Genomic DNA, 20,464 nt, shown 5'->3' with positions numbered 1-20,464 from the left:
TTACCACTAGCGTATCCTGTATGTATCAGGCGCCAGACAGGAACAGGATTCTGAAAGGCATACGCAGTGCCCGATTGACTATACTAAATAGCTTGCGCTTAGAGGAGACACGATAAAACCAATCAGTTTGGCGGCATTCGCGTAACGTCGGACCGCCTGGGGTGCCCAGTAATTAAAAAAATGCTGCCAAATTATCTAACCTATGTCCAACTACAATACGCTACACGTTGACACCACGAACTGCGACACGGAGCCGATACACCTTATCGGCAGGATACAGCCGCACGGGTTTCTCCTGATCTTCCACCCGGAGACGCTGCAGGTGGAGCAGGCAAGCCAGAATATCGGCCAGTACCTGCCTGCTCTTACCGAGGAAGTGCTTGGCAAACCCATCACCGCGTTGTGCCAGGGGGATGAGGCCGCCGCCCTGGAGCATCAGCTGACACTCGCCCGGAAAGCCAGCCCACAGCTGCTTCAGTTTCATGGCAAACAGTTCTTTGGCTTTCTGCACGCGTCTGGCAAGAGCATGGTGCTGGAGTGCGAGCCGCTGACGATGGTCACGGGGCAGCAGAGCCTGGACCATTCCCTCGCGTTCGGCCACTTTCAGGCCGAACTGAATGCGCTGCAGTCCCTCAGCAGCCAGGCCGACCTGTTGGTATCGTTCGTTCAGCGCATCCTGGACTATGACCGCGTGATGCTGTATGTGTTTGATCAGGACTGGCACGGGGAGGTGATCGCAGAGAAAAAGGTGGCTGAGGTGCGCTCCTACCTTCACCACCATTTCCCGGCCTCCGATATACCGGAGCCCGCCAGGGCGCTTCTCACGCAGAAGCACATCCGGCAGATACCCGACGTGCTTGCCGGTTCCGTGGAAATCGTGCCATACCTCAACCCCAACACAGGCAGTCCCTCGGGTATCCTTCAGTCTGAACTGAGGAATCCCTCTGAGCTACACTTGGAGTATCTGCAGAACATGGGGGTGCACGCCACCCTCTCGTTTTCGATCATGGTGAACAACAAGCTGTGGGGGCTGGTTGCGGGGCATCATGGCAAGCCACGCTTCACCAGCTACTGGAGCCGGCTGCTATGCCACCTGGCGGCGCTTGCTTTTTCTAACGCGGTGGTGGCAAGCCGCGAGCGGCGCGACCTGCAAACGCTGGAGACACTGAAACGGAAAGAGGCGCTGCTGATCCGGCAGGTCGACGCGTGTAGCGATCTCTTTGCCGGGCTGCTGAATCAGGAAGAGAAAGTCCTTCACCTTACCGAGGGGCAGGGCGTTGCCATCTATTACAACAACACGTACGCCTCGTTGGGCCAGACGCCGGACCAGGAAAACGTGATGGAGATAATCGACTGGCTCTCTCAGCACAACACCGAAAGCGTGTTCCATACCAGGGAGCTTTCCAGGCACATGCCAGCCGCCGCTTCCTATAGCCATACCGCCAGCGGGCTCCTGGCACTGGCCATCTCACCCTTCAATAAAGAGTATGTGCTGTTTTTCAAGCCCGAAATCATGGAGAAGCGCGTTTGGGCAGGCAACCCTGACAAGCCCGCCGCCAGTAGTGACTTACGGGTGCACCCCCGACAGTCTTTTAACCAATGGGAGGAAATCATAAAGGGAAAATCGCTGCCGTGGTCGCTGAACGATGTAGACATTGCCCAAATTCTTTTGAAAGACATTTCCGGGCTCCTCTACCGGAACCAGGCCAACCTGCTGAAGGACCTGAACCACGAGTTGGAAGCCTCGGCGGATGAGCTCCGGACCAAGAACAGCAGGCTGGAGGATTTTGCCCATATCATTACCCATAACCTACGCTCCCCGATGAGCAACATTCAGGGCTTGTACAACCTCTACAAGGAAGACCCCAGCCACGAGACCGGCACAGTGGTGATCGGGAAAATGCACCAGATGATCCAGAACATGTCGGGCACGCTGAAAGACCTGAACACGATCCTGAGCATGGCCATTGAGCAAAACCTGCCCCAGACAAAGCTTCAGGTGCGCCAGCTGATCGACAAACAGCTCCAAAACCTGCATACCTCCATCCTGACTAGCCAGGCGACGATAGAAACTGATCTGCAGGTAAATGAACTCATGACTTTTAAGGTATACTTTGAGAGTATTCTGCACAACCTCCTCTCCAATGCGCTCAAATACCGTTCAGACGACAGGGCCCCGCATATTAGGATAAGCACCTGGCGGGAAGGCGGTCAGTTCTGTTTGGCTGTTCGCGACAACGGCCTCGGCATGGACCTGCAGAAGGTGGGAAACAGGGTGTTCGGGCTCTATAACACCTTTCACCGGAACCGCGACTCAAAAGGGCTTGGCCTCTACCTGACTAAGATGCACTTGGAAGCCCTGGGAGGGCATATAGAAGTAGAGAGCGCGCCAAACAAGGGAACCACTTTCACGGTCCGCCTAAAGGATTCATAAGCGTCGTATCTGATATGGATTAATCATTCCCGTTTGCAGTCTGGCTATTCCTTTGAGCGGCAACCGACTTTAACCTGTCCTACGCATCTGTTATACCCATACCCTTTAGAATAATAGCGCCTGACGCGGTAGCTACTGCCTGATTGCTTATCTTTAGACGGATAGCGATATACCTGATAAAAACATTACAGGCCCCAGGCGCATTACCGTAGGGCCCTATGTATATATGGGAAAGTGACCTATACATGGGGAGGCGCTAAAGCGATACGTTATACCTCCCGAGTCCTGTTTTTTGATGCTGGTATTACCCAAAAGAATCTATTCACCCGATCCCTTCAAATTATACAGCTTTGCAGACTTTTTTAGAGCTTACAGCCCGTTACGTTTACGAAAAGTACAAAGAGAACATCAGCGACCTGTGCATTGTGCTGCCTTCGCGCCGGGCCAGTTTCTTTTTCAAAAACGCGCTGGCGCAGGCGGCACCCGAGCCTATCTGGTCGCCGGAGGTGTCGGCGATGGAGGACTTTATCCAGAAAATGGCGCAGACGGATGTGCTGGAGCCGATCAATCTGCAGCTGGAGCTGTATGACCTCATGCGGGAGCAGGACCCGCTGCTGGACTTTGACCAGTTCGTTACCTGGGCCGCCACGCTGCTCGACGACTTCAGCCGCATAGACCAAAACCTGGTGCACACCGGCAAGCTGTTTGAGTATCTGGGCGAGGCCAAGGCCCTGGAGCGCTGGGACCCCAAGTTTCTGGGCAAAGACATGTCCCCGACCATGCGCAAGTACTTTAGCCTGTGGAGTAATGTCGAGAAAACATACTATAGCCTGAAGCAGCGCCTGCAGGACAATAAACAGGCCTATACCGGTATGGCTTTCCGGAAAGTGGCGGACACGATCGATACCATCGCCCAGGAAACCGAGTGTGCGCAGTACATCTTCATCGGGCTTAATGCCCTGACCGCCTCCGAGGAAAAGATCATCAGGACGCTGCTGAAGCACGACAAGGCAGAGCTGCTCTTCGACTCCGATGACTTTTACATGGAGGAAGGCACCCCGAACCGTGCCGGGCAGTTTTTGCAGCGCTACAAAGCCAACTGGAAGCTTCCGGAGTGGCGCTGGCAGCAAAACCTGCTCCTGACCGACGAGAAGGAAATCAATGTGATCGGGGTGGCAAACGCCAGCATGCAGGGCAAACTGGCCGGGCAACTGCTGCAGGAGATCCGGGAGAATGACCCACACGCCCAGGTAGCCATCGTGCTGCCCGACGAGAACCTGCTGCTACCGGTGCTCCACTCTATACCCGAGCACATCCCGAGTTACAACGTGACGATGGGCTTGAGCTTTAAGGGCACTCCCCTCTTCAACCTCATTGACCTGCTGTTTGAAGTGCACCTCACCGGCATCACGCAGTTGCAGGAGGCTGGGTACAAAGTATACCAGTACCACCATCTCTCGGTGACGAAGCTGCTTACGCACCCGTTTATCCGGCGCTACGAGCTGAGCCTGAACGACCAGCCGGAGCAGGCTGACTACCATGGCATTATACAGCAGGTGCTGGACAAGATTGTGGAGGAAAACCGCGTGCTGGTTTCTGCCCAGGAACTGCTGCGGCTGGGCAAGCAGCAGAAGCTGTTCGAGGTGCTCTTTAAGACCTGGCGCGACTGCGACGACATCATCGCCAGCCTGTATAACCTGATTGAGTTGCTGCGCGAGGTATACAGTCACGGCCACAACACCATCGAGACGGAGTACCTCTACATTTTTTATACCCTCGTCAAGCGCCTGGACACGATCTTCGATTGCCGGGAGCACAAGATCTCGGTGCGCAGCTTCCGCAAGTTCCTCTACGAGCTGATCGGCTCTACCCGCCTCCCCTTCAGCGGGGAGCCAATCGCTGATTTACAGATCATGGGTATGCTGGAGACGCGCGCCCTGGACTTCGAGAACCTGATCATCCTGTCGGTGAACGAGAACACGCTGCCTGCGCCCAAGCGCCACGAGTCGCTGATGCCCTACGATGTGCTGCGCGAGTTTGGGCTGCCGACGTACTCCGAAACCGAAGGCGCCACGGCCTACAACTTCTATCGCCTGCTGCAGCGGGCCAAGCGCGTCAATCTGCTCTATGTGCTGCCTTCCGACACGTATGGGGCCGGAGAGAAAAGCCGCTTTATCCTGCAGCTGCAAAACGACCTCGCCCTGCGCAACCCCCGCATCACCTTCCGGGATATGACCGCCGCCGTAACCCAGCACCATACGCGCGCCTACAGCGAGGATATCGTGATCGAAAAAGACGCCGAGACCCTGGAGCAACTAAAGCAGGAGCTGACGCGCGGTTTATACCCCTCGCACCTCAACATGTACATCAACTGCTCGCTCCAGTACTACTTTACGCGCATCGCCAAAATGCGGGAGATAGAGGAAGTGGAGGAACAGCTCGGCGCGGATAAGTTCGGCACGCTTGTGCACCAGGTGCTGGAGGATTTTTTCAGGGAATTTGAGCAAACCGGCAAACCGATACTGGCTGCTAACGTGGAAGAGATGCTGCGGCAGCTTCCGGGGCAGGTGAAGGCGGAGTTTGGCCGGGTAACGCGTGGGGCCACACCCGACCGCGGCATGAATCACCTGTTGTACAAAGTGGCGGTGCAGGTGCTCGAAAAATATCTGCAAAACCTATTGCATTCAGCGGAGTTGCCGCTTTACGTGCTGCGCCTCGAGGAAACGCTGTCGGCCACGCTGCCTGTGCAGGTGGGCGACGAGGTGCTGCACGTGCGCATTGCGGGCAAAGCCGACCGCATCGACCTGACTGACCACAACCTCCGGGTGATCGACTATAAAACAGGCAAGGTGGAACCCGCCCAACTGCGCGTGAAGCCCGAGGAAGTAGACCTGCAATTCCTCACGGATACAAAATATGACAAAGCCCGCCAGCTGTGGCTATACCAGTATGTGCTGCAGCGTACCCTGAACGAGCATCCGGACACCATCCTGCGGAATGCACAGCACCTGGAACCCTGGCGCATCCAGCCCCAGTCCGGCATCCTGTCCTTCCGGAACCTGGATGCCGGCGTGATGACCTCTGCGTTCGATTTCACAGCGGCAGAGAGTGCCGCGCCCCGGGATTTCATGGCTGTGTCGGAGGCACTGCTATCGGATTTTGTGCGCCGCATGCTCGACCCGCAGGAGCCCATCCGCAAAACCAATGACCTGGACGTGTGCCAGTGGTGCGCCTATCGGGGTATTTGCGCGCGCTAAGCACTAAAATCACAGCGCCATCTGCCATGTAACCCTATGCGGTTTTGCGCCGAGAGCCTGACAAGCCCATGGCCCTATTTTCGTGCAATGCTTTTGGGCTTGGGTGCGGATCGGGACACTTTTTTTCCGGTCAATGCCTGGTATGCGTTTATCCTGCCGTGTCCGTAGTATGGATCTCGGCCCGGCTTTCCTAAGTCCTCTGCCCCCATGCGCAGGGCGGATTCAACCTGGGCGGGCTTCATACTGCCTCCGTTTTTGCCAACAACCAGTGCTGCCACCCCCGCCGCATACGGTGCTGACGCGCTGGTGCCTGCCGCCCAATACCAAGAGAAGTTGTTGCCAGTACTGAGCACTAAGTCGAAAAGCCATGCAGGAGCGGTCACAAAACCAATGGTCACGAACTCATCCCCTGGATATATGAAGTCGCCGCCTGGTGCAGCCAGGTCTACTAACGGGACACCGTAATTGGTATAGGATGCCGGATAGTCCAGGAATGCAGTAAACGGTGCCAACGCCCATCCTCTTGGGGCAGTTGCAGCTATAGCAATCACGTGCAGGGCTTCTGCGGGCATCACCACATAGTTTTTGTCTTTACTACTGTTTAAAAAACTGTTGCCTGCGGCAGCTATCAGGGTTGCCCCATGCTGATTGGCATAGTTGGTTACCTTGTTTATCGCCACCACAAGTTTTTGAAATGCCTTGTCGTCATACACCACCTTCCCGTTTTCGTCCCTGAACTTTCCGTTTTTCGGAAAGTAGCCACTGAGACTCATGTTGATCACATCGGCATGCTGGTTTACTGCATGCACAATTCCCTGCATCAGCCATGAGAATTCGCCGGAGCCACTGTCGCTGAGTACCTTTACCAGAATCAGTTTTGCCTCAGGTGCTACCCCAATCGTGCCAAGTCCGTTGTCGGCGGCGGCAACAAGCCCCGCCGTATACGTGCCATGACTAAAGGGATCTGAATAGCCGTACTGCAGTTGCTCTCCGGGCACAAAGCTCTTACCGGCCCCCAGATCGATGTTTGGCGCAAGGTCGGGGTGCGACAAATCAAACCCAGTGTCCAGCACAGCCACCCGCGCACCTTTTCCCCTATAGCCTGCATTCCAGGCCTCAGGAGCATCAATGGCATCATGCCCCCACTGCAGATCGAAAAAGAAGTCGTCATCACCGCTGGCGGGTGGGTTGCCATACGCAGCCTTCATTTTAAGCTGTCGCTCCTGGCTGGGGTCTATCCACTTGATCCTAAAATCGTGCATCACGGCACTCACGCCATTCATTTTTGATGCCTTGGCCATAAAATCCGGGTCTGTAGAGTGCACAGTTGCGAGTCCTACTTCTCCCATAGTGACCAAGAGTTTTGCATTCATTGATTTCATCTGGCTTTTGAGATCAGTTGGGAGCGTGTTGGCAGCTGAAATAACAATATAGCGGTTGGACAGCAAGCGTATCGAGGCATTGGCATCGCCTGCTGTAGCGGCATTTTCAACAGTTTGGCTCAAACTGTTCTGGGGGAGCACTTCCTCCTCTGTTTTGGAGCACCCAAAAGAGGAAAAAAACAAAATAATAAGGGCACAGACGGTCCCTTTGTAAGAAGTAGTTCTCATAATAACTTGACAGAAAATAATGTGGCGCAATACAAAGCAGGAGCGCTTTGTAGTTTTTTAGTGAGTCAGGAGAATAGTCAAAACCAAAAAAAATCGTACACCGCCAAAAGCTGGGGCCTAGCTTTCCTTTTAGTTATGAAGAGGGGGAATCAAATATATTCACCTATTTAATCTTTATATATTGCAATAAATTACGGTGCATTAACCAAACAGTTAGTTGCAAGCATTCTTTTTGAGTTAAAGGCACATTTTTCCGGACACAGGTCATACCATTGAATAATCAACATGTTTGTTGGCTCAAATTTCGCGCACCCTTTCCGGGCGAACGATAGGTTAGGCATTGAGAATTTAATCCTCCCGCTCACTCCCGTTGCAGTGCAAGTAGTATCAATCACTTCTCCATCGGCTAAATCCGGGGGAAAAAGGCAAATACATGATGAAGTTAGCTGTAACTTTGCAGCGCTTATACCACCTAGAGACGAAGTGTTTGAAAAATAAAACAGAGACACTAGCCCGATTCGGCTTCACGCTCCAGATATTCAAGACCGCCCTGGCGGCGGCCCTCTCCTGGTTTGTAGCCACGAACCTGCTGCACGCGGATTACCCCTACTTTGCAGCGCTGGCCGCCATCCTGACGGTGCAGGTTACCGTTGCCGACTCCGTAGACAAGGCGACACAGCGCATTATCGGCATTATCGGGGGGGTGATGCTGAGTATGCTCCTGGGGCATTGGTTCCAGATTGGCTCGCTCTCTATTTTCCTGGTTATCCTGCTGGGGATGGGCATCGCGCAGGCGCTTCGCATGAACCCGCAGATTATCTCGCAGGTGGCGGTCAGTTCGTTTCTGGTGCTGGCCTTTGGGCAGGACGAGGAAGGCTATGCCTATGCGCGCATTCTGGAAACGATCCTGGGCTCCGGGATTGCCGTGCTCATCAATGCGTTGATCGTGCCACAGAACGCGATACCGGACGTGGAGCGCAGCATTATTGCCAGCAGCGCACAGGCGGCAAGCACCCTGAAAGCCCTGAACTCCCTGTTGCAAAACAATGGCAGGTTCAGAAAAACAGGGCGCACGGAGGTAAACGCGCTGATCAGGGTAATGGACAAATGCCATCTTACCCTGAAGCTGGCGGAGCAGAGTCTGAAATACAACCCTTTTCTGACGCATAAGCGGACGCGGCTCAGTCGGCTGGCCGTCAGTATCAATAAGCTCGAGCACATTACCGTGCAGATTCGCGGCATTCGGCGGGGGCTGGCCGACCTGCAGCTGAACGCGGTGTTTCAGGAGGAGTACCCCAACATACCGCAGCTGCAAAAGGCAGTTTCGGCAACAGCAGAAGGCATCACTGTGTTTGGGGAGGCCATCGTGGTCCCTTCGGACCGCAACCTGGCGGCATTGCGCAAGCAGGTGCAGTTGGCCCGGGAAGATCAAGCGCAGTGCCTGACGGACTTTAAGAACATTCACTCGGCGGAGACGCTGCGCGATGTGGGCAGCATCCTGACAGACCTGAGCCGCATCACCAGCGAAACAGAACGTGAGAACCCGACCAGGGAAGGTATGTAGCAGCAGTTTCAACCACAGACAGGCAGGCACAGGTAGCGCAAACCCGCCTTGTCTACCCGCATCTCAGGATCGGACAAGAATTTCCCCATTTTGGCGGTGCTTATTCCACTTTGAAGGCGATCACAAACTTATTCCCGCTTTCTCTTCCGATGTGTTCTGCCCATATACTTCCCCGGTGGAGCTCTATAATGCGCTTTGCCTTCGGCAACTCCAGCCCAGAAGAGTTCTCGCCCCCTGTTGCATGCGCACTTAACATGGCATACCTGAAGAATATTTTTTGCAGGTCCTGACGCGTCAGCTCCGAGGCATCGGAACTGACCTCAATTTTATACAGTCCCTCGCTTTCATAAATGTCCAGGCCGATGGCATTGCCCGGCGGAGTATACTTGATAGTCGTGCTCACCAGGATGCTCAAAGCCTCCATGATCAAATCTGGGTCAACGAACAGCTCGCGGCGGCTGGCCACCGTGAAGTAGAGCTCCTGCTTCTTCGCCTCTGCCAGCGTCTGGTACTCGGCTGTCACGGCGCGGGCAATTTCAGATATCGCCACCATTTTCTGGTGCAGCCTCATTTCCTCTTCTTGCTGCAGGGTGGAGGCCAGTAGTGCCTGCAGGTTTTCCTGCATCGCGTTTGTGGTGGCCATTGCCTGACCGACTTGCGCTGCCAGTTCGGGAGCTTTGGTCATATCTGCCAACAGTTCGCTTTGCGCCTTTAGCTGCGCCACGATATTGTGCTCCAGGTTCACGTGCAACTCGTCATGCTTTCGGGTGGCCCGGCGCGCGAGCGCACGCAACTCGATTTGATCCACTACCATGGCAGCCAGATCTTTCAGCACCTCTTTGTCTTCGTCGGTGATGCTGCGTGGCTCGGGCGCGATCACGCAGATTGTCCCGATGTTGTAGTTATCATGCGTGATGAGCGGGGCCCCAGCATAAAACCGTATACCGCCCGGAGCGCTCACATAAATGCTGTCCTGAAGCCCCGGCACCTCATGCGTGTCTTCAAACACCGTTACATCCATCCCGTTGATAACCGTGAGTGAGCAGAGGCTGTCGGCACGGTCGACGCAGGGCACCTGCAGAGAGCTGTAGTTTGATTTATACCATACCCGCTTCTCGTCTACCAACGACACGAAGGCGCTGGGAGCCATGAGCAGCCTGGAGGCCATACGGGTGATTCTTTCAAAAAACGGCTCAGGGGGAGTATCCAGCAGCTCGTACCGAAACAGGGCTGCAAGACGCTCTTTATCGTTTAGTGGAATAATGTTTGACGGCTTACCGACAGCGGCGATATCCAGGTTGTCCAAGGTTCAGGGTAGTTTGATGTTCAGGGGCCACGTTCAGCGCCATAATCTAAAAATAAGCAATTATTTTCAAGAAAAAAATACAATTCTAAGGCAACTTTACAGCTCATGCACCGCCACTTCCCTTTCTCAGGCGTTTCTCTTTTGGAATAAATAGTATATTCTATCGCTTGAATATTTTATCGTTGTAGATTTGTGCCTATGTTTATACCCGCACAGGGCGACAGACTACTGTACAGAAAAAAACTTTTGCGCAGGGGTATGCTGTTCCCTGTAAATTCATCGGGCATTCCAGGGACTTGGCGCCTGATTATGCTAACTCCTTGAAACAAAAGCCTATGCCGTATACTATCCTGTCCTTTCGGATTTAATCTGGGTGTTTTCCGAAACCATAGGCTTGGAAGGTGGTGTCCGGGCTACCTCAAAAATACGCAACCAGGACAACCTATTTTCGCGCAGCCAGTTTACCTGACGGGCCGCAATGCAGCATTTTGCATGCGCACCCGGCTTTTTTTCTTAAGATTATTTTTTGTACTATGGCCGGGGTACGGTTTGTTTCGTGTTAAATCATTGATGTTGTGAGGATCATTATTCTTCTATTATTTTTACTTAGCTTTTTTTCACAGGCGGCGGCACAGGTTGTTTCATACCCGCAGGTGAAAGCCAAAGTGGGCGATGGCGTTTACCTTTTGTTACGGCGGCACGGCCTGGACCCGACCCTGCACTTCGGCCCCTTCGTAGAGCTGAACAAAGACAACCTGGGCAAGGACAACAGCCTGTACTCCGGCCGTACCTATCTGCTGCCCATCGATGCAGCCACGCTGGCCGGTAACAGTGGAGCCAATAGCGCGGAGGCCAAGGCAGAAGCCGCCGTGCTTAAGTTCGTGCCCGGCAGCACCACAAATGTGCCCCTCTTCGGGGAGAAGTATGCCCGCGTGGAGGTACAGGACCAGCGACTGAAAGGAACGGTTTATTACCTGGTCTCCGGCCACGGAGGCCCCGACCCGGGCGCTGTCGGGAAGTATGGGCCGCATCTGCTGGCCGAAGATGAGTATGCCTATGACGTGACGATCCGGCTGGCGCGCAGGCTCATGCAGCATGGGGCCACCGTATACATGATCATCCAGGACAAAAACGACGGCATACGGGACGATGCGATCCTGCAGATGGACCGCGACGAGGTGAACTACCCCTCCGACCGGATATCCCTGAACCAGAAAGAGCGCCTCCGCCAGCGCACCGCCGCGATTAACAAGCTATACGCCAGTCACAAAGGCGCCTACCAGCGCATGCTGTCCATCCATGTAGACAGCCGAAGCAAGAGCCAGAACATCGATGTATTCTTTTATCACCACGAAAACAGCGCTCTGGGGGAGAAACTGGCATCCACTATTCACCAGACCTTCACATCCAAGTACAGCCGCCACCAGCCCGACCGCGACTACTCGGGCAACGTGTCGCAGCGCAGCAGCCTGTACGTGATCAAGTACAGCCATCCCCCCACCGTGTTTATCGAGCTGGGCAACATCCGCAACGACCTGGATCAGCGCCGCTTCGTGATCGCCAACAACAGGCAGGCGCTGGCCAACTGGATTGCGGAGGGCGTGCTGGCCGACTACCGCGCGAAGTAGCCTGCAGTATCCCTGTGCCGAGCATGGCCCACTGACGCGCTCTAGTTTATACCTACTTTATACCTTCCGGATGCCTGTTCTCGTACGTAAAGTGTACAGTATCAGCGCAGCTGGCTTTGCTGTTTGCTGTGCTGGCATGCTCAAGCCACCCCATCATGATGCAAGAAATCTCCCCCGTGCAGCTTCAGTTTTTAGGTGCGGCGCGCACAGTCACGGGCTCAAAGACACTCGTGCAAACCGAAAGGCATAAAATCCTGATCGACTGCGGCCTGTTTCAGGGCGGCAAGCCGGAGCAAAAGCTGAACAAGCTCAGGGAATTCCCCCTGAACCCCGCCAGCCTCAATGCGATCATCCTCACGCACGGGCACCTTGACCATACCGGCTTCCTACCGGCCCTCGTCAAAAAAGGATTCCATGGCCCCATCTATGCCACCCCACCCACCCGCGACATCACAGAAGTGATTCTCTATGACAGCGCCCATATACAGGAGGAAGAGGCGCTGCAGAAAAACAGGCGACGGGGCAACCGCAGCAAGCGCTACAAGCCGCTTTATAACGAAAAGCACGTCACCCGGACCATGAAGCTCTTCAAAACCTTCGATGACAGGGAGTGGGTGTCCGTTGCCGAAGAGCTGCGGTTCAGGTTTCATCGGAGTGGCCACATTCTGGGTGCGGTTTCCGTGGAGTTGGAAGCGGCAGGCAAGCGCTTTATCTTTTCCGGGGACCTGGGCCAACGGGCTCCGCTGATTTTGGATACCCCTGCCCCGCTTCCGGAGGCCGACTACATCATTATGGAGGCCACGTATGGCGACAGGCTGCATGATACTACCACCTCGCCGTACCAGGCACTGCAGGATGTGGTCAACAGCGCGTTTGCGAAGGGAGGTACCCTGATTATACCCAGTTTTGCCGTAGAGCGGGCGCAGGAGATCATCCTGATCCTCAACAACCTCATCCAGGAAAAAAGCATCCCTGCGCTGCCGATATACCTCGACTCCCCGATGGCTGCCGAAGTCACGGGGCTTTTCCAGAAACACCGCGGCTGGCATAACATGACGGAGGCAGAAACCAGTGGCCTGACGCAGGACATACACCTGGTACAAAGCTTCGAGGAAACGCAGCTGGTGCTGTCGCCGGACGGGCCCAGGACAAAGATTATCATTGCCGGAAGCGGTATGGTGACGGGTGGGCGCTCGCTTTACTACCTCAAGCACCTGCTCGGCAATCCGGACAACACCGTGCTGTTGGTGGGCTACCAGGCGCCTGGCACGCGCGGCCAGCTGTTGCTGGATGGCGCCCCGGCATTGGAGATCGACGGAGACAGCTATGAAGTCCGGGCCGAGGTGCGCCAGATCAGTGTACTATCGGCGCACGGCGACCAGGCCGACCTGCTGTGGTGGCTGGGCCGGTTCAAGCAGCCTCCGCAGCAGGTCTTCTTAAACCACGGCGAGGAAACTGCCATGCAGGTGTTAAAGGAGCTGATCGAGGAAACCTTCCAGTATCCCGTCGCCACCCCCGAAAGAAATCAGGTCTATACCCTCTGATTGTCCCGACGCAACACATGCCGGTGCCATACCCTAATTTATACCTGTTGAGATTATTCCTGCACGGGCAAATCTTTAGAAATAACTAACACACTGATTTAGCGTTAATTAGGAATATTTACAAGTGGCTTGACCTGTAAAGGCTAGTTTCCTGTTTTTGAACCTCCAACCACAAAGCTATCCGTATGAAAACACTTTTATCCCTCTCCATCTTCCTTTTTGTAGTTGTTTTTAGTGCCGCCGCCCAGGATCTGCAGGATCTTCCGAGACCGCAAACCACGGCAGCCGTAGCCGATGAGGCGGTGCGGGAAGGCAACTGGCTTGTCGGGGCAAACATCGGCAACATCGGCTACAACTTCGAGTCAAACAACTTTGGCATAGACATCAACCCAAGGGCAGGCTATTTCCTCAGCGTCAATGCGGCCATTGGGGCTGAAGTGCAGCTGGGCTTGTCTATATATGACGGCGGTGAGGAATTTCGCTATGGCCTGACGCCCTTTGCCCGCTATTATTTCCCGGAGGGGGCCGCCCCCACGCACCGTTGGTTTGCAGAGGTTTTGGCGGGCTTCGCCGGGAGCTCTCTCGAGGACAGCGAGGACGATGCCAGTTTGTCCTCTGTGTTGGGTATACGGGCAGGGTATGCGCACTTCGTGTCCGATAACGTGGCGATTGAGGGTATACTGGGGTATACCAGCACAAACGCCGATATCAGCGTCGGAAACGGGAGCTCGGGGCTGAACCTGGGTATTGGGTTGCAAATATACCTGCCAGGTCGGAACAATCGTTAGCCCCTGCATACTGCCAGCCATATACTGCTAAGGCAAAACTTCCTTCACCAGTTTTTTTGTGCCGTCGATTTTGTGGGTATACCGCAAGCCAAGCAGTTCTGCCACCAGCGGGTATACCTCCGTGTTCCGGAAAGACGGGATGCGGATACCTTTTTTGAAAGATGGTCCCCAGGCGTAGAACGTGGCGTGCATGTCTTTCACAGTACACGGGTCGAAGCCATGGGTGGCCGGGGAAGGCCTGCGGCCGCTGAAGTTAAAGACCGTGGGCACCTCAGTTAGCAACAGGATGTCGCCGAGGCGTTTATAAGCGTCTTCTTTCGCGCCGTAATGCAGGTGTCGGGGCATGTTCCGTTTGCGGTATACCCTGTAGCCGTCCGCTTCTTTTTTCAGTCTGCGGTAAGTGGGCCTGATGTCGCGCTTGTTCTTGGCGTGTAGCTCCACCACCATCTCCCCTCCCGAAACAATAAATTTGGCAGTATCCACGGCGACTGGCAAGGGTAAGGTATGGTCACGGTCAATCTCGGTCATGCCATGGTCCGACACGAAGATGTAGTTCACAGGCAATCCTGTGGCCGCTACCGCCTCCGTCAGCTTCCGGATGTTCTCGTCGAGCACATGCACGGCCGCCGCTGTTTCCGGTGCGTTGGGGCCAAACACGTGGCCCGCATAGTCTACCTCAGAGAGGTATAGCGTGATGAGGTGCGGGCGCTTCTCCTCCGGCAATTTAAGCCAGCTCACGACTGTTTTTACCCGATCCTCAAATGCGGTTTTCTCATTGTACTTGTAATAATAGGTTGGCCATACCCCCTGGATAGGTGCCTCGGAGCCGACCCAGAAATAGCTGGCCGTGAGCATCTGCTGCTGTTCTGCCAGCACCCACAGCGGCACGCCGCCATACCAGCTGCCATCCTCCACCTTGTCCCTGTCGCGGAGGGTATAGGATTCTTTCCGGTTCGGGTCATAAAAATAGTTGTTGATAAGCCCGTGCGTGGCTGGGTACATCCCCGTCACGATGGTATAATGGTTCGGAAAGGTTTTGGACGGGAAGGACGGGAGCATCGACTCCGCCTCCACGCCTTGCGCCCGAAGCGTTTTCAGAGTTGTGGCGTTATACTTGTCGGCGTAGTCGTACCGGAAACCGTCGGCTGAGATCAGGATCACGTAGGGCTTTTGCTGCTGCCTGGGGCTGTTTTGCCGGCCGCTGATTACCTGCTGGGTGGTATCTGGCTGCGCAGACACCGAGGCCGCACTTAACAGAAGGTATAAAAAGAGGAGGCACTTCTTCATACCGCAAAGGTAGTTGCCAGAAATGATTGACAACAGGCGTATCGGGAATTTAAAGAGTGCATAACTTCGCCAGGGCTAAACCAAGGGCTGCGAAAAAACCGGGTAACTCCGGTTTTTTTTATTTTATGGGTAGCCATTTAGGAGAAACATGTAAAATTATTTTGATTAGGTGCCTACACAAAACCTTTCTACCTTAATAGGAAAAATGTGGATATACGCAAAACTGATTTTAGCCTAAGCAACTACTGCAAGACAGCGGAAGAAAAGGTAAAACCACTTTCGTACATAGTGCAGATAACCGTATGTTTGCGCTTTTGAGATAGTTACCTGCAAGCGTAGAGAACGATAGGAAAACGATAACACTTTATAAAAACATTTTGAAAAAAAATAGACATACACACAAATCAAAAATCTTTAAGAAACAACTTTCACAAGTGTTAATTAATTCACTTGCCAATTAAATAGTAACAGTATGAAAGAAACAATAAAATGTAATCTTTATGTTGTTGGCTTAAATGCCACAGGCAAAACAGTACTTGTAAATAAGATTGTTGGTGGTGAGAGTATTTATAAGACAAGACCGATAGGATTTGAAAAAACAGATTGGCAAATCAAATACGAAAATCAAATTATTGATGTAGAGATAAAAGAAAGAGCATCTTTTGACCAAAGAGTTAGTAAAGAGTATGAAAAAGGTTACTTAGATAATTCGGTAGTAATTGTAATGGTGCGCTCAATATTCAATGACGGTGAAAACAATTATGATAGAATATGGAATGAATACCTAGCCAAAATACCAAGCAATTGTATTGTAATTTTATTCTTCAACAAAAGTAAGGAAAGGGAAGTAAATAAAATTGATATAAAATCTCTGAAAGAAAAATATCCATTTGTAAGAGAAGTGCTCGATTATAATTTGCAAAATGACAAACTAGATGATTTCAATTATTTATTGAGAAACATTATTATCAACAGATATACTGACAGACTCAACTACGCAAGAATCATTATTAAGGAAAATTTACTCACCAAAAATCCCGAATTAGATTTAGGAAACTGTTCTCTTACTAGTCTCTACGAGATTGAAGAACTTTTCGAAAATACTCATATCGAAAAACTTATATTAAGTAATGAATGGGCAGCTTTTAGAAATATCAAATGGCATAAAATAACTAGCAAAAATCAACTGGATAAAAATTCCTTGGGTGACTTACATACTAATTTAAGTAAACTTAAAAACCTAAAACATTTAATTGCTGGTGGTGATTGGAATGATGGCAAATCTTGGTGGAACAGATGGCGAATTTATGATTTAAGTCCAGTTTTAAGTTTATCAAACTTAGAGTACTTAAATATTAGTAACAACAAGATTAGAAACGTTCCAACATTATCTAAACTCAAAAAATTAAGAATTTTACACCTTAATAATAATGAAATTACTAATGTAAATATCCGCAGTAACTGCATTTCATTGGAAGAGATATATCTAAGCAACAATCAATTGACTTCAGTTTCATTTGTAAAGTTTTTGCTTGTTGCCAAATCAATTGACTTGCACGGAAATAAAATAAAAAGTCTTGCACCTATCCAAAGTCAATTTGTAAGAATTAATGTTACCAATTCAAAATGGGAGCAGAATACAATAAATGTTGCAAAAAATCCATTGGAGCAACCTCCAATGGAGATTGTAAATATCAGTAAAGAGGCTGTAATAAGTTATTTTAATGATATATCCAAGGGCGGTTCATTTATAAATAAAGATGTTAAACTGATTTTAGTAGGAAATAGTGAAGTAGGCAAAACTACTTTAGCTAAATATCTAAATAATGAAATAGAGCTTGATAAAGAACATCCCGCTACTCATTGGCTAGAGGAAAAACAACTAAAGAGCAAATACAAAATCGAAAAGATTAAAGATAAATGCAATATCAATTTATTTGATTTCGGTGGTCACGATTATTTTCACGACACCCATCATCTGTTTTTTAGTAAGAATACCGTTTATTTACTTTTATGGGACAAGGAGACAAACAACTTAAATTACAGAATAGTAAGCCAAAAAAATAGCAAAAAAGAAATTGTAGAAGTTAAAACTCAAGATTACCCTATTAAATACTGGCTTGAATCAATTAAGCACTTCACAAAAGAAAAGAAAACGGAAAATTTTGATTTCGAAATAGAAAAAGTAGATAAATTCAATAGCCTTGCTCTACTAATTCAAAATAAGGTAAATAGTACAGATGAGATTATGCATCTCAACAACCGTGAAATTTTCCTGAACTACCCATTTATTTTTGAGTTCGAAAATATTTCCTTAAAGCCTAAGAGAAACCTAAATCATCTTGATTCTTTGATAACCGAGTTGCTCAATAAAGCGGAAATCATTGGTTCAAAATTGCCCGACTATTATCGTATCGTAAAAAACAATATTAAAATTTACGATAGTAAACCCATTCTTTCAATTAAAGAGTTCAATAAATATTGTAATAGCTTCTTATCTGAGAATATTGATATTGAGCAAACAATCTTTTTAGCAGAATACTTAAAACAGATTGGCATAATATTGTACTATCCAAACTCTAAAAATGGTGATAAAATATATATAAACAAGAAGTGGGTAATCGACCAAATTTATAAAATTCTAGAAGGTCTTACAAAAAAGAATGGTGAATTTGACAGAAATCATATCAAAAGTACATTACCTAGAAACTGTAGCAATGAGGAAGTAGATAGCATAATTCAATTAATGATTGAATTCAAAATTATTTTTGAACATCCCGAGTCAAACGTTTTTATTGCTCCTCTTTATCTTCCAACACGACCAATCAAAGCAGTTGAACTTTTTATAGATGCTAAAAAAATACCTTATAGAAGATTTTTATATAGTGGATTCATACACAAAAATGTTATACTCTCCTTTTTTCAAGAGTATGGTAAACTAGTAATTAAGGAAACCTCAAGCTCGGACAAGGGTTTATATTATTACTGGAAGAATGGTTTAGTAATTAAAGATTCTGCATCTAGTGAAATTGTTATGGTTCAATTTAACATTGGCGATTCAGAAGGTAACGCTTTTATTGATGTTGTTCAAATTAACAATGTTTCTGAAACCAAGTTTGTCAAAGATATAATCGATTTTATAAAAGTTATCAATACGGATTATGATATTGAAGAGATGGTAACACTAAACGGAAAGGACTACGTTTCTTTAGAAGTTTTACATAACAATGCAAAAGTTGGTAGAATGATTTTTACAGAAAGCCGTATTTCAATGGATAAAGATTTAATTGTGCCAGTTAAAAAAGAGTTTAAACTAAAAGATTACAAGATGTTTTTTTCTAATGGAATAAAAAGGAAAAAGGTTGTTATATCCTATTCAAAAAAAGACCTTGTTCGTGTCCACACACTAATTAGATACTTAAACCCATTAGTTGATTTGGAACTAATTGAGCAACCTTGGTATTGTACAGCTTTGAATCCTGCTGATGAATGGGACTTGAAGATTAAATATAAGTTTGATGAAGCTGATATAATTTTCTTTATGGTAAGTGAGTATTTTTATTCAACTCCTTATATCATAGAAAAAGAAATAAAAACAACAATCGATAGGTACGACAAAGATAATTCAATAAAAATAATACCAATTATTTTGGAGCATTATCAATGGGGAAGAAAAGACCCCTATAATCTACAGAGGTTTTCAGCTTTGCCATTTCAGGCAAAGCCTATTAGTGATTTTAACAATGAAAAGCTTGCTTGGAATACGATAACAGTATGTGTTCGTACAATGATTGAAAAAGATTTAGACCCTGGTAAGATTGATATAATATCAAGAGAATTACAAGAAATATATGAACGGCAAGTTGAGGGGAAAATAGATTTTAATTCAAAATAGAAATATTAAAAATTATGTACATAATATAATATTCTTGAAAACACTTGAATACTGTAATTTTCTCAAAATATCAATGGCAAACTAATAAGATGTTCAAGAACGCCTGCAGGTAACAGTAGCTTGGAAAAATGGCGGGTTGAGTGCTAAATTTAACATTCAGTTTTCATATAAACATTAGTGCTAAATTGAAACTAATTGCTTCTAAATCCGCCACTTCGCCAAGCTGCAAAACGTTGGCATACATGCTAAAAAAAAGACAATGAGTGACATAAATCAACATGAGAGAGCAGCAATAGGCTGGGACGTACTGACACGAGTTGCCAAAGACAATGGACTAATAAGGTACGGAGAACTCGGCAGACAAATTGGAATACACCACAGGCCTATTCGTTTTGTACTCGGACACATTCAAGATTATTGCTTACAAAATCAGCTACCTCCTTTGACAATTTTAGTAGTCAACCAAAGCGGACTACCTGGAGAAGGCTTTATCGCTTGGGACGTTGACAACATAGAAGATGGACTAAAACAGGTTTGTAATTATAACTGGAACAATCTTGACAACCCATTCAGTTTTGCTAAAGGTGGTTTGACAGAAAATGAAATAATTAATGAACTCTTAGAAAATCCTGACAATGCCAAAGACACCTACTCTAAAATAAAGGTAAGAGGAACTGCCCAACCGATATTTAGAAAAGCACTTTTGAGAGCTTATGATTTTAAATGCGCTTTTTGTGGATTCAGCTTTGAAATCGGATTGCAAGCATCGCATATTGTCCCTTGGTCAAAAGCAACAAAGAAAGAAAGGCTTGATGTAAGAAACGGGATTTTGCTTTGTGCAACTCACCATAGATTATTTGACGACCGCTGGTTGACTATCAATGATGATTATACCATCAACTATGACGACCAAGACGAAAAAGAAGGGGTGTATTCCAAGTATGACAGCTTATTGACGACTTCTCTTCACGGCAAAAAAATCACTTTGCCAATTGACAAAAAACACAGACCCAAGAAGATTTATGTCACAAGACATAGAGAAGGATTTGAAGAATAAAAAAAGCACGATGCGCTAATCGTGTAGACGGCCCCGCCAGCTTTAGCTGACGGGGTGCGCCTCACACACCACTGTACGTACGGGTCTCGTATAC

General features: G+C 49.2%; 11 protein-coding genes. 8 read left to right on the top strand and 3 right to left on the bottom strand.

What is annotated here, in order from left to right:
• Positions 1-202 precede the first annotated feature (202 nt).
• The gene (locus tag MKJ04_RS15635) at positions 203-2,434 is read left to right on the top strand and encodes an ATP-binding protein (protein ID WP_241642589.1); all 2,232 of its coding nucleotides are present in this window, start codon (positions 203-205) and stop codon (positions 2,432-2,434) included.
• Positions 2,435-2,784: 350 nt separating this feature from the next.
• Entirely contained in the window at positions 2,785-5,691 is a 2,907-nt protein-coding gene (locus MKJ04_RS15630) for a PD-(D/E)XK nuclease family protein (RefSeq protein ID WP_241642588.1), read from the top strand.
• Positions 5,692-5,765: 74 nt separating this feature from the next.
• Here MKJ04_RS15630 and MKJ04_RS15625 read toward each other — a convergent pair whose 3' ends face one another.
• Positions 5,766-7,040, bottom strand: a complete 1,275-nt coding sequence (locus MKJ04_RS15625) for a S8 family peptidase (RefSeq protein WP_241642587.1) — start codon at positions 7,038-7,040, stop codon at positions 5,766-5,768.
• A gap of 748 nt (positions 7,041-7,788) precedes the next feature.
• Here MKJ04_RS15625 and MKJ04_RS15620 point away from each other — a divergent pair.
• Entirely contained in the window at positions 7,789-8,865 is a 1,077-nt protein-coding gene (locus MKJ04_RS15620) for an FUSC family protein (RefSeq protein WP_241642586.1), read from the top strand.
• A gap of 100 nt (positions 8,866-8,965) precedes the next feature.
• Here MKJ04_RS15620 and MKJ04_RS15615 read toward each other — a convergent pair whose 3' ends face one another.
• The gene (locus tag MKJ04_RS15615) at positions 8,966-10,171 is read right to left on the bottom strand and encodes a GAF domain-containing sensor histidine kinase (protein ID WP_241642585.1); all 1,206 of its coding nucleotides are present in this window, start codon (positions 10,169-10,171) and stop codon (positions 8,966-8,968) included.
• Between the two features lie 653 nt (positions 10,172-10,824).
• Here MKJ04_RS15615 and MKJ04_RS15610 point away from each other — a divergent pair.
• The 3 genes from MKJ04_RS15610 (at position 10,825) to MKJ04_RS15600 (ending at position 14,131) form a co-directional block, all read left to right on the top strand.
• Positions 10,825-11,799 carry an N-acetylmuramoyl-L-alanine amidase gene (locus MKJ04_RS15610; RefSeq protein ID WP_241642584.1) on the top strand — a complete coding sequence of 325 codons (975 nt, stop codon included), beginning with the start codon at positions 10,825-10,827 and terminating at the stop codon, positions 11,797-11,799.
• A 155-nt stretch (positions 11,800-11,954) separates the two neighbouring features.
• Positions 11,955-13,343: an MBL fold metallo-hydrolase RNA specificity domain-containing protein gene (locus MKJ04_RS15605; RefSeq protein WP_241642583.1), complete on the top strand. Its 1,389-nt coding sequence runs from the start codon at positions 11,955-11,957 to the stop codon at positions 13,341-13,343.
• A gap of 185 nt (positions 13,344-13,528) precedes the next feature.
• Positions 13,529-14,131: an outer membrane beta-barrel protein gene (locus tag MKJ04_RS15600; RefSeq protein WP_241642582.1), complete on the top strand. Its 603-nt coding sequence runs from the start codon at positions 13,529-13,531 to the stop codon at positions 14,129-14,131.
• A 27-nt stretch (positions 14,132-14,158) separates the two neighbouring features.
• Here MKJ04_RS15600 and MKJ04_RS15595 read toward each other — a convergent pair whose 3' ends face one another.
• A complete protein-coding gene (locus tag MKJ04_RS15595) occupies positions 14,159-15,418 on the bottom strand; it encodes an ectonucleotide pyrophosphatase/phosphodiesterase (RefSeq protein WP_241642581.1) in 1,260 nt (419 codons plus the stop codon).
• A gap of 472 nt (positions 15,419-15,890) precedes the next feature.
• On the opposite strand from MKJ04_RS15595, the gene MKJ04_RS15590 reads away from it, so the two are divergent.
• Together MKJ04_RS15590 and MKJ04_RS15585 are read left to right on the top strand one after the other, a co-directional pair.
• The gene (locus MKJ04_RS15590; protein WP_241642580.1) at positions 15,891-19,313 is read left to right on the top strand and encodes a COR domain-containing protein; all 3,423 of its coding nucleotides are present in this window, start codon (positions 15,891-15,893) and stop codon (positions 19,311-19,313) included.
• 259 nt (positions 19,314-19,572) lie between these two features.
• Positions 19,573-20,370 carry an HNH endonuclease gene (locus MKJ04_RS15585; protein ID WP_241642579.1) on the top strand — a complete coding sequence of 266 codons (798 nt, stop codon included), beginning with the start codon at positions 19,573-19,575 and terminating at the stop codon, positions 20,368-20,370.
• Positions 20,371-20,464 lie beyond the last annotated feature (94 nt).

The organism is Pontibacter sp. E15-1 (genome assembly GCF_022601975.1).
GTDB lineage: Bacteria > Bacteroidota > Bacteroidia > Cytophagales > Hymenobacteraceae > Pontibacter.
Note: the sequence above shows the minus strand (reverse complement) of the source record. Positions and strands in the feature narration are given on the sequence as shown.

What these genes read in the sequence shown, in the direction of transcription:
- MKJ04_RS15635 (WP_241642589.1), top strand. Translation starts at nt 203, where the DNA reads ATGTCCAACTACAATACGCTACACGTTGACACCACGAACTGCGACACG.
- MKJ04_RS15625 (WP_241642587.1), bottom strand. Translation starts at nt 7,040, where the DNA reads ATGGGAGAAGTAGGACTCGCAACTGTGCACTCTACAGACCCGGATTTT.
- MKJ04_RS15605 (WP_241642583.1), top strand. Translation starts at nt 11,955, where the DNA reads ATGATGCAAGAAATCTCCCCCGTGCAGCTTCAGTTTTTAGGTGCGGCG.
- MKJ04_RS15600 (WP_241642582.1), top strand. Translation starts at nt 13,529, where the DNA reads ATGAAAACACTTTTATCCCTCTCCATCTTCCTTTTTGTAGTTGTTTTT.
- MKJ04_RS15595 (WP_241642581.1), bottom strand. Translation starts at nt 15,418, where the DNA reads ATGAAGAAGTGCCTCCTCTTTTTATACCTTCTGTTAAGTGCGGCCTCG.
- MKJ04_RS15590 (WP_241642580.1), top strand. Translation starts at nt 15,891, where the DNA reads ATGAAAGAAACAATAAAATGTAATCTTTATGTTGTTGGCTTAAATGCC.
- MKJ04_RS15585 (WP_241642579.1), top strand. Translation starts at nt 19,573, where the DNA reads ATGAGTGACATAAATCAACATGAGAGAGCAGCAATAGGCTGGGACGTA.